Here is an 8,710-nt window from a genome sequence, read left to right on the forward strand (position 1 = left end):
ACGTCAGGGCGACACCCCGGACGATGCGGCGATCAACGAGAACCAGGAGGACTCGGCGTGCACCAGCGCCTCCGTACCGTTTTGGCCACCGCCACGGCCGCAACACTGACCAGCGGACTGCTCGCCGCCGCGGCGGGCACCGCCGCCGCGCTCGTACCGGGAGCGCACGGAGACTTCAACGGCGACGGCTACCGCGACATCGCCGTCGCCGCTCCCGGCAGCTACGTGGGCGGACGCTCGGGCGCCGGCCAGGTCGTCGTCGTCTACGGCGGCGTCAGCGACCCGTCCTCCGCCAGGAGCGTCGTCATCAGCCAGGACAGCGCGGGTGTCCCCGGCACCGCCGAGAGCGGGGACAACTTCGGGGGCGCCATCGCGGTCGAGGACTTCAACGGCGACGGTTACGGTGATCTTGCCGTCGGCAGCCCGGGCGAGGATGTCGGCACCGACACCGACGGGGGGGCCGTCGCCATCCTGTGGGGTTCCGAGACCGGCCTCACCAGCGGTACGACGATCGCCGATCCCGCGCCCTCCTCGCACGACAAGTTCGGACGTGTGCTGGCCTCCCTCGTCGACAGTGACGGCAAGCCGGACCTGGCCATCGGCTCCACCACGCCCACCATCGACATCTTCCGCGGAGGGTTCAGCAAGTCAGGTGCCACGGGCGGCAGCTACCGCTTCGTGCCGCCGTCCTGGGTCACGACGGCTCCGGTGTCGCTCGCGGCCGGCAATGTCGGGGGCGGCGATGTGATCGCCGACCTCGTCGTCACCGGACCCACGACGTACGTCGCTCTCGGCTCCGCCTCGGGCCTGAACGGCGCCAGTGCCACCAAACTGCCGTCCGGCAGCTCCGCCGCGATAGGTGACTTCGACCACGACTCGCACTACGACATCGCCATCGGCTCCCCCGACGAAGCAGGGGGCGTCGTCCGCGTCTACAACGGCACCGAGAGCGCGCCCTCGGCCACTCCCTCGTACACCATCACGCAGGACACACCCGGCATTCCCGACACCAGTGAGACGGGAGACCGCTTCGGCGCCTCGCTCTCGGTCAGCCGCGCCGGTTACGGCTACCAGAACCTCGCCATCGGCGCCCCCGGTGAAAGCCTGGGCGGCGCCACCGGAACCGGTGCCGTCACCGTCCTCTACGGCGGGCCCGAAGGGCTCATCGGCGCAAGGCCCACGGCCGGAACGGACCCCCAGTTCCTGGCCCAGAGCAGCACGGGAGTCGCGGGCAACGACGAGACAGGCGACCACTTCGGCGATGCCGTCCAGATCGCCGACACCAACAACGACCGCAACGAGGACCTCATCGTCGGCGTTCCCGGCGAGAACACCGGTGACGGCGCCGTCGCCTACCTCCGCTCGGACGGGGTCATCGCTCCCAGCGGCACTCCCGGCATCACCCCCACGGGCACCGGAGTCTCCACCACCGGCTCCCCCAACCTCGGGCGTCACCTCGCAGGTTGATCCCGGTCGAGCGAACCACCGTATCCACGGTTGAGCGGCTGACACACGCTGGGCCCCGGACCACCGGGGACAGCGTGTGACCGGGCCGAAGGCCGATCGGCCTCTCCCGGCAGCAGAACGGTGGCCCGCACCACACGGCCTCCCAAGCCGCCCTCCTCGAAGTCCGAGACCCGCGGCAGCCCGCGACCGCGGCCGGGCGGCTGCGAGTGATGGCGGGGGCACGGTCGATGGTGTCGGGCATCCGCGGTCTTCGAGGCGTATCTGCGCCAGCGGCGCCGTACCCACGCCGACGGGCGTGGGCGGACGGCTCGGCCGGCACCGCAACCGGCGCCGTACTGGTGCTTCTCGCCCATGTCCAGCCGCAGCTGCTCCATACTCTCGCCGCACCGGATCAGCTCGGTCGTCTCCCCCGGCGGCGACGATCCGCTGCCGGGAGCGGACCAGGCCACCGGCCCCCGTCGCAGCCGTGGCAGGCGGGGGCTTGACCGGACTCTGCATGGCGGTGCTCCTCCTGACGGATGTGATCTGCTGCCGGTCCCCCGCGCATCCTGCGGCCCGGCAGGCGGGGGGCGTTGAGCTGGGCGGCCGGCAGGGCGGCCAGGGCGAGGACGAATCCGAGGACCTGGAGCAGGCTCGGTGACTCACCGAGCGCGATGCCGATGAGGGCCGCGACCAGCGGGGACAGCAGGACGAGCGGTGCGGACGCGCCGACGGGAAGTCGTCCGATGCCGCGGAACCACAGGGTGTAGGCGATGAGCCCGCCCATGCTGCCGAGCCAGAGGTAGCCGCCGGCCGCTGCGGCGTCGATGCGCTGCGGCACCCCCTCGAACGCGACGGTCGGCCCGAGCAGCAGCAGGCCGCCGACCGTCAGTTGCCACCCGGCCAGGGTCAGCGGGCCGGCCCCCGCCGGACGGCCCCAGCGCTTGGTGAGCACGACCCCGCCGGCCATGGCGGCCGTGTGGCCGAGGCCGGCCAGTACCCCGACCGGGTCCAGCCGGGCCTGCGGGCCGAGCACGACGAGTCCGACGCCGAGCACGCCGAGGACGCCCCAGGCCAGCTGCCAGGCCGTGGGCCGGTCATGGAGCACCGCCATGCCCAGGCCTGCGACCAGCAGCGGCTGGGCGGCGCCGAGGGTGGCGGCGACACCGCCGGGGAGCCGTTCGGCCGCCACGAACAGCAGGGGCATGCCGCCGATGTTGAGCACGCCGAGGACGGCGGCCTTCCACCACCAGTCCCCGCGCGGCAGCACCCGGGTGATCAGCAGCCCGACCAGCCCGGCGGGCAGGGCGCGCATCAGTCCCGCGAACAGCGGATGCCCCGGCGGCAGCAGCTGCGTGGTGACGGCGTACGTGGTGCCCCAGGACGCGGGAGCGAGTGCGGTCAGGGCGGCGGTGGCCGCCTGACGGGCGGACGGAGTCCGCGACCGGTCCGGTGAGTGTCGGGGCGAGGAGTGCATGGGATGCAGTCTCCGCACCGCCCGTCATGAGTCCAACGCATGCTTGCGATGCCAGCCATGAACCACAACGATCGACCGGTGGACCTCCAGCAGATGCGCTACGTCGTCGCCGTCGCCGAAACCCGTAACTTCACGCGCGCCGCGGAGCGCTGCCGCGTGGTGCAGTCGTCCCTCAGCCACCGGATCGCGAGCCTGGAACGGGAGCTCGGGGTCAGGCTGTTCGCCCGGACCAGCCGTCGTGTCGAACTGACCAGCGCGGGAGCGGCGTTCGTGGCCGGCGCGCGCGAGTGCCTGGCCGCCGCCGGCCGCGCGGCTGCCGACGCCGCCGCCGCGGCCGGCGTGGTGCGGGGGCGGCTCGGCATCGGGGTGATCGTGACGACGGCCGCCGTCGACGTGCCCGAACTGCTGCAGCGGTATCGCGCCCGGCACCCCGAGGTCCGGGTCGCACTGCGTTCCGCACGCAGCGACGACCTGGTCGCGGCGGTCCGCGACGGCGATCTGGACATCGCCTTCCTCGGCCTGCCGGAGAGCGAACGGCCCTCGGGTGTGGAGGCCGTGGTGCTCGATCACGACGAGCACGTCCTGGTGGTGCCGGCCGGGCACCGGCTGGCGGGCGCGCCCCGGGTCACGCTGCCGGACATCGCCGCGGAGACGTTCGTGGACTTCGTGGCCGGAACGCCCGCCCGGGCTCAGTCCGACCAGGCGTTCGCCGCGGCGGGAGTGGTCCGCGACGTGGCGTACGAGGCCGGTGTCGTCGAGCTGATCACCGGGCTGATCGGGCACGGGCTCGGCGTCGCCCTGCTGCCGTCGGCGTTCGCCCGGACGCTGGCCGCCGACGACCCCGCGCTGGCGCTGGTCCCGGTGACCGGCGGGCCGCGCCGGGTGGAGTACCTGGTGTGGAGCCGGTTCAACCCCAGCCCGGCGACCCGGGCGATGCTCGACATCCTCGGGGTCAGGGACAACGGCTAGGCATGGGCGGCCGGTTACGTGCCGGTCGTCTCGCACGGCCGGCAACTGGTGCGGCGCGTGCTCGTCCGGCGCCTCCAGCCGGGCCGCGGCCGGAGCGGGACTTGGTGGCGCGCGGTTCCGCCGAACCGGCCGGCTCCCGCGCCTGTGCGGCTTCCGGGTGCTGCCGGGCGACCGTCCGTCGGTTGCTCACAGGGGCGGAGCGACTGACCGCCTGGCTCGCAGGCATCCGCGACCCCGCCGTCTGCACCTCACCCGCGGTGGACTTATGAACCCCAAGGCCTACCGCAGCCGCCGCCTGTCGGTGAACGTCGCAGACGTGTCAGCTACGCGTAGGCCCGGTGGGAGCACCTGGCGTTGCGGTCATGACCGGCTCGGCGACAGCCCGTCGGGGCGTCCGTACGGCACCGGTCGGCCGGTGAGGGCGTCCAAGAGGACGCGGCTACCGAGCGGCTTCCGCAGCTTCACTTTCACGCCCTGTTCGATCATGTCGGCGGGGCAGGGGCCACTTCGGGCCCCGGCGATGGAGGCGTATAGCACTACGCTGTCGTCCGTCTCCAAAGCCTTGACGACGGGGCCGTCGTCGCAGGATCCGTGTGTGGCCCTTACCGTGATGGATCGTCCGTCTGCCGCCGTCCCGGCTAGCCCGGCGATGCGCCTGAGACCGCCGGCAGAGCTTTGCCGAGCTTGTCCGATAGGCGGCCGGGGAAGCTTCGATGGGGCGACGGCAACCCGCTTGAGCGGGGCGTCGTAGTTCTCCAGCGTGAACAGCCATGCGGGAACGGTCGCCATACCGCGACTCGTCACGATCGTCGTTGTTCCGAGCCTCGCCCCCGTCACGGTCAGTCGGGGTCCGTCACTGCGGTTGAGGGCGAACGACTGGTACGCCTTCTTCGCTTCGATCACTGGGCGGACGAGAGGCTTTCCGCTTCCCCAGTCCACCTCCCCGTGGGCGACGGCAGTGCTGGGCAGACTGCCGCGCAGGACGAAGTTCTTTGTCTCGAAGGCGTGCTCGTCAGCCTTGCTGTGCCAGCCGGAGCCCGGCTTCTGCACTACGTCGGCCATCGGATGGTAGCCCTGCTTCCAGGCAGCGGCGGCGGCAGACCCGCGCCATGCTTCGGCTACTTGACGGGCGCGTTCCTCCTGTTTCCGCAGTGACTGATCGTTCACGTGCCCATCGTCGGTGCGCTGATCATGGCCGCATCCGGCAAGGAGGCAGACGGCTAGGAGCGGTGCCGGCAGCAGGCTGGCGAGGCGCCTCGTGTGCATGTGCATAAGTCCTCTGTGGGGCGGTCGACGGCGGACTCCCTTGGAGGGCATGTCGCGGGAATTCGCTGAGCGACCAGCGCTGTTCCCGCTTCACACGTTTGACGCGGAGGGGCGCATCCGGGTTCACTCACGATCTTTCTCGCCGGCTGCTGCAGCTGCGCTGCCGCAGGTGGCGAGAAAGGGATCTTGGCCTAGTAGGAGATCAGCGTCTCGTCGGTGGCCCGCGCCGCCGGCGTCCACCGCAGCCTGATTCACCGCCACGGAGACCTGCACGCGGCCGTCATCGCCCGCGCGGGCCAGCCCCCGGCCCAGACGACCACCGGAACGCAGGTGAGCCGCAAGTCGCTGCTGGCCGACGTCGCGAACCTCACCGCCGCAACGGGCGACTGTCCGCCCACATCACCCGACTCGAACGGCGCCTGTCCGAGACCCTGGGCCAGACGGCTTGGGAGGCCTCCGGCCTCGGCGCCCCAGCCGACGTCGAGACGCTCACACGCCGCACCACCGAGCTGGAACAGCAGGTTCTCGATCTTCGCGGCGAACTCGCGGAACGGGACGAGGACCTCGAAGCCGCCCGCGCCTTCAGGGCGGCGGCGTTGATCACCAGATGCGCCATGTTGTCCGCCACCATGACCAGCACGTTGGCTACCCGCAATGATCAAGAAGCCCCCGTCGCGGACACCCGAGCTGTGAGAGGAGATCATGAGCCGCACCGAGCCGGCATGAGTTCGTCCGCTGAGCCCGGGAAAACCGTTGGGTGTAGCTCCTTTCGAGGGACGGCTCTACCTGCGTGAACTGCGGATCGGGGTGCTCTCGAGTGATCGACTGGGCCACCAAGGCGGCTGGCGCGGCGACCTGCGTCTTCTACGCTGTCGATCTGCATGCGGAGCGCGAGCGTGACCTGCGGGATTCCGAACAGATCTCCACGACCAGCAGTCGAGTCGAACCGGCGAATGCGCAGCTCGGCCTATCCCTCGAAAGGAGCTGCAGCCGTTTTCAGTAACTGCCCCCGCGTCGCTCGGCGCGGTATCGCCCAGGTGTCACACCGTGCGAACGGGCGAAAGCCCTGTGGAAGGCAGCAGTCGACTGATAGCCGACTGCTGCGGCGATGGACTCGACCGGGTCCTGGGTCTTGCGCAGGCGAACCGCTGCCAGATCCATACGCCACTGTGTCAGGTAGGTGGCCGGGCTCTGCCCGATGGCTGCCGGGAACCGGCGGGACAGGGTCGCCCGGGAAACGCCGAGAGCGGAAGCCAGCGTTGTTGTGGTCCATGGCTGTCCGGGCTCAGCGTGCAGAAGTTCCATCGCGCTGCGCACGAGCGGGTCTTCGAGCACTCCGAGCCAGGTGCCACGATGTCCGGACCGGGTAGGGAGCCAGGCGCGCAGGAGTTGCACGAGCATGACGTCGACCAGGCTGTTCAGCACCGCTCTCCCCGCTATTAGTGGGCGACTCAGTTCTCGCCCGATCATCCGGACGGTGTCGTCGAAACCGGCCTCACCCTGGTCTCCGCGGATGTGCACCACCTCCGGCAGCGCGCCGAGGACCTGGGTCCGCACCGTGTGGTCGCAGCCGTAGCTGATGGTCAGGATGCGGGTGCGGGCGGGCTGTGACCCCAGGCGAATCACCTCACCCGTCTCGAGCGCCCGGGCCGCCATCGCCGGATCGGCTGCTGCTGAAGTACCCGTCCCTGGCGCGCTGCCAAGCATGTGCGACGACCCGTACGGCATGAGCACCACGTCGCCCACCGCCAGCTCCAGGCACTGCGGCGACAAGTGTCTGCTTTCGAGCCAGGCGCTGCCGGCGGTAACCACGTGCAGAACTGCCGTAGTGCACTCTGTCACCGGGATCGACCAGCTCCCGCCCGCCTCGATCCGTGCGCCGATCGTGCCCCGCACGCCGGAGATCTCCAACACGTCCGCAACGAGATCCATGCGCTCAGATTAGATGACGCAAACGAGCAAGAAAGTGAGTAGTTCAGACATCGACTGCTCACAGGATGCTCCATACGGTGAAGTCATGACAACCGATACCATGCGGGCACTCGTCGCGACCGGCTACGGAGATCCCGAGCAACTCACGATCGCCGAGCTCGCCATCCCACGCCCCGGCCCCGGCCAGATCCTGGTGAAGATCGCCGCCTCGACGATCAACCCCACCGACATGCGCGTCGTCACCGGCGGCTATCGCGAACTGGTCGACCTGCAGTTCCCCTACACACTCGGCAACGAGTTCGCGGGCACCGTCACCGAAGCCGGGCCGGACGTCACCCGTTTCCGCGTGGACGACGAGATCTTCGGCATGGCCCTGCCCCGCCAGCTGCGCCTCGCCGCCGACCTCGTACGGCCGTCACTGAGCACCGGTGCCCTCGCCGACTACGCGGTCTTCGAGGCGGACACGCCTGCACTGGGCCACCGCCCGGCCGCCCTCGGCGTAGAGCAGGCCGCGTCCCTGCCGATCGCGGGCGGCACCACACTGGCCATCATGGACGCCGCGAAAATTCGCCCAGGCGAGTCCGTCCTCGTCATCGGCGCCACCGGCGCGGTCGGCCTGACCCTCATTCCGAACCTGGCCACAGCCGGCGCCGAGATCACGGCCACCGCCCGCACGACCGAGGCCGCTGAACTGCTGCGCAGCCTCGGAGCCCACCACACGGTCGGCTACGACTGCTACCCCACCGGCGTCGATGTCGTCCTCAACCTTGCGCTCTTCGCCGACGGCCTGCCTACGGCGGCACGCAGCCTGCGCCCGGGCGGCCGGCTGATCTCAATCGTCTTCCCCCCGCCGGAACCCCGGCACCTGGAACGCGACGACGTGAAACTGGCCTTCGTGATGCAAATGGGCGATGAGACCAACGGCGCATGGGCCGTCGCCGAAGCCGCAACCGCGGGCCGACTCTCCACCCCGATCGCCCGCCGATACTCACTCGACGACGGCGTCGAAGCGGCAATCGACTATGCCCGCAGGCACCCGCTCGGCAAGATCGTCGTAACTGTCTGAGCAGAGAATCCGCCCCCGCCTCGCTTTCGGGGTGCTGAGTGGGCCTGGTGAGAATGACCTCGGCATGCCGGTCGACTCGACTGCTGGTCGTGGAGATCTGTTCTGAATTCCGCAGGTCACGCTCGCGCTCCGCCCGTCGAAGCCCGGCCCGACGAGGCCGACCGGCAGACGCGTGACTACGCCAAGGACCTCCGGCACGCCGCACTCCCGGTCCACGTCCAGGACGAGATGGGCCGCATCGAACTCAGTCTCGAAGTACGGTTCCTGGCCTTGTGTCGCCAACCAGGGTGGGACTGTCGGATCCGCCAGGACGTCTACTACGTCGCCGAGCGCGCCGCGATGGCCCTTGACCTCGGGCACTTGAAGCAGCAGAGCGGGAGATCCGGCGCATGGAACAGATGGGTTCCATGGAGCCACGGGAAACCGCTGACGCCGAGACAACCAACGACACCAGCTCAGATTAGCGACGGTTCGGCTGTCCGTAGTCCAGCTCCTCCGAGACGCGGTCCCTCAGCTCCGCGATCAGCGGCTTGACGTCCATGCCCGGAATGAGC

At 70.2% G+C, this 8,710-nt stretch carries 7 protein-coding genes; 3 read left to right on the forward strand and 4 right to left on the reverse strand.

Going from position 1 to position 8,710, the window contains the following annotated elements; translation table 11 throughout:
• The first annotated feature begins 57 nt into the window (after positions 1-57).
• Positions 58-1,467 carry an FG-GAP repeat protein gene (locus ABZ261_RS11675; RefSeq protein WP_356857878.1) on the forward strand — a complete coding sequence of 470 codons (1,410 nt, stop codon included), beginning with the start codon at positions 58-60 and terminating at the stop codon, positions 1,465-1,467.
• Positions 1,468-1,858: 391 nt separating this feature from the next.
• Here the strand turns inward: ABZ261_RS11675 and ABZ261_RS11680 are convergent, their stop codons facing one another.
• Positions 1,859-2,923, reverse strand: a complete 1,065-nt coding sequence (locus tag ABZ261_RS11680; RefSeq protein ID WP_356857880.1) for an EamA family transporter — start codon at positions 2,921-2,923, stop codon at positions 1,859-1,861.
• A 78-nt stretch (positions 2,924-3,001) separates the two neighbouring features.
• On the opposite strand from ABZ261_RS11680, the gene ABZ261_RS11685 reads away from it, so the two are divergent.
• On the forward strand, positions 3,002-3,892 hold the full coding sequence (locus ABZ261_RS11685) for a LysR family transcriptional regulator (RefSeq protein WP_356857898.1): 891 nt from the start codon (positions 3,002-3,004) through the stop codon (positions 3,890-3,892).
• Between the two features lie 360 nt (positions 3,893-4,252).
• On the opposite strand, the gene ABZ261_RS11690 is transcribed toward ABZ261_RS11685, so the two are convergent.
• From ABZ261_RS11690 to ABZ261_RS11700, 3 genes are all read right to left on the reverse strand, one after another.
• Positions 4,253-5,059, reverse strand: a complete 807-nt coding sequence (locus ABZ261_RS11690) for a hypothetical protein (RefSeq protein WP_356857882.1) — start codon at positions 5,057-5,059, stop codon at positions 4,253-4,255.
• Between the two features lie 350 nt (positions 5,060-5,409).
• Positions 5,410-5,862: a hypothetical protein gene (locus tag ABZ261_RS11695; protein WP_356857884.1), complete on the reverse strand. Its 453-nt coding sequence runs from the start codon at positions 5,860-5,862 to the stop codon at positions 5,410-5,412.
• A gap of 292 nt (positions 5,863-6,154) precedes the next feature.
• Positions 6,155-7,090, reverse strand: coding sequence for an AraC family transcriptional regulator (locus ABZ261_RS11700; RefSeq protein WP_356857886.1), 936 nt, complete (start codon positions 7,088-7,090; stop codon positions 6,155-6,157).
• 85 nt (positions 7,091-7,175) lie between these two features.
• Between ABZ261_RS11700 and ABZ261_RS11705 the strand changes: the two genes are divergently transcribed.
• Positions 7,176-8,156, forward strand: coding sequence for an NADP-dependent oxidoreductase (locus tag ABZ261_RS11705; RefSeq protein WP_356857888.1), 981 nt, complete (start codon positions 7,176-7,178; stop codon positions 8,154-8,156).
• Positions 8,157-8,710: the final 554 nt, after the last annotated feature.

Source organism: Streptomyces sp. NPDC006193 (assembly GCF_040613915.1).
In the GTDB taxonomy this organism is placed as follows: domain Bacteria; phylum Actinomycetota; class Actinomycetes; order Streptomycetales; family Streptomycetaceae; genus Streptomyces.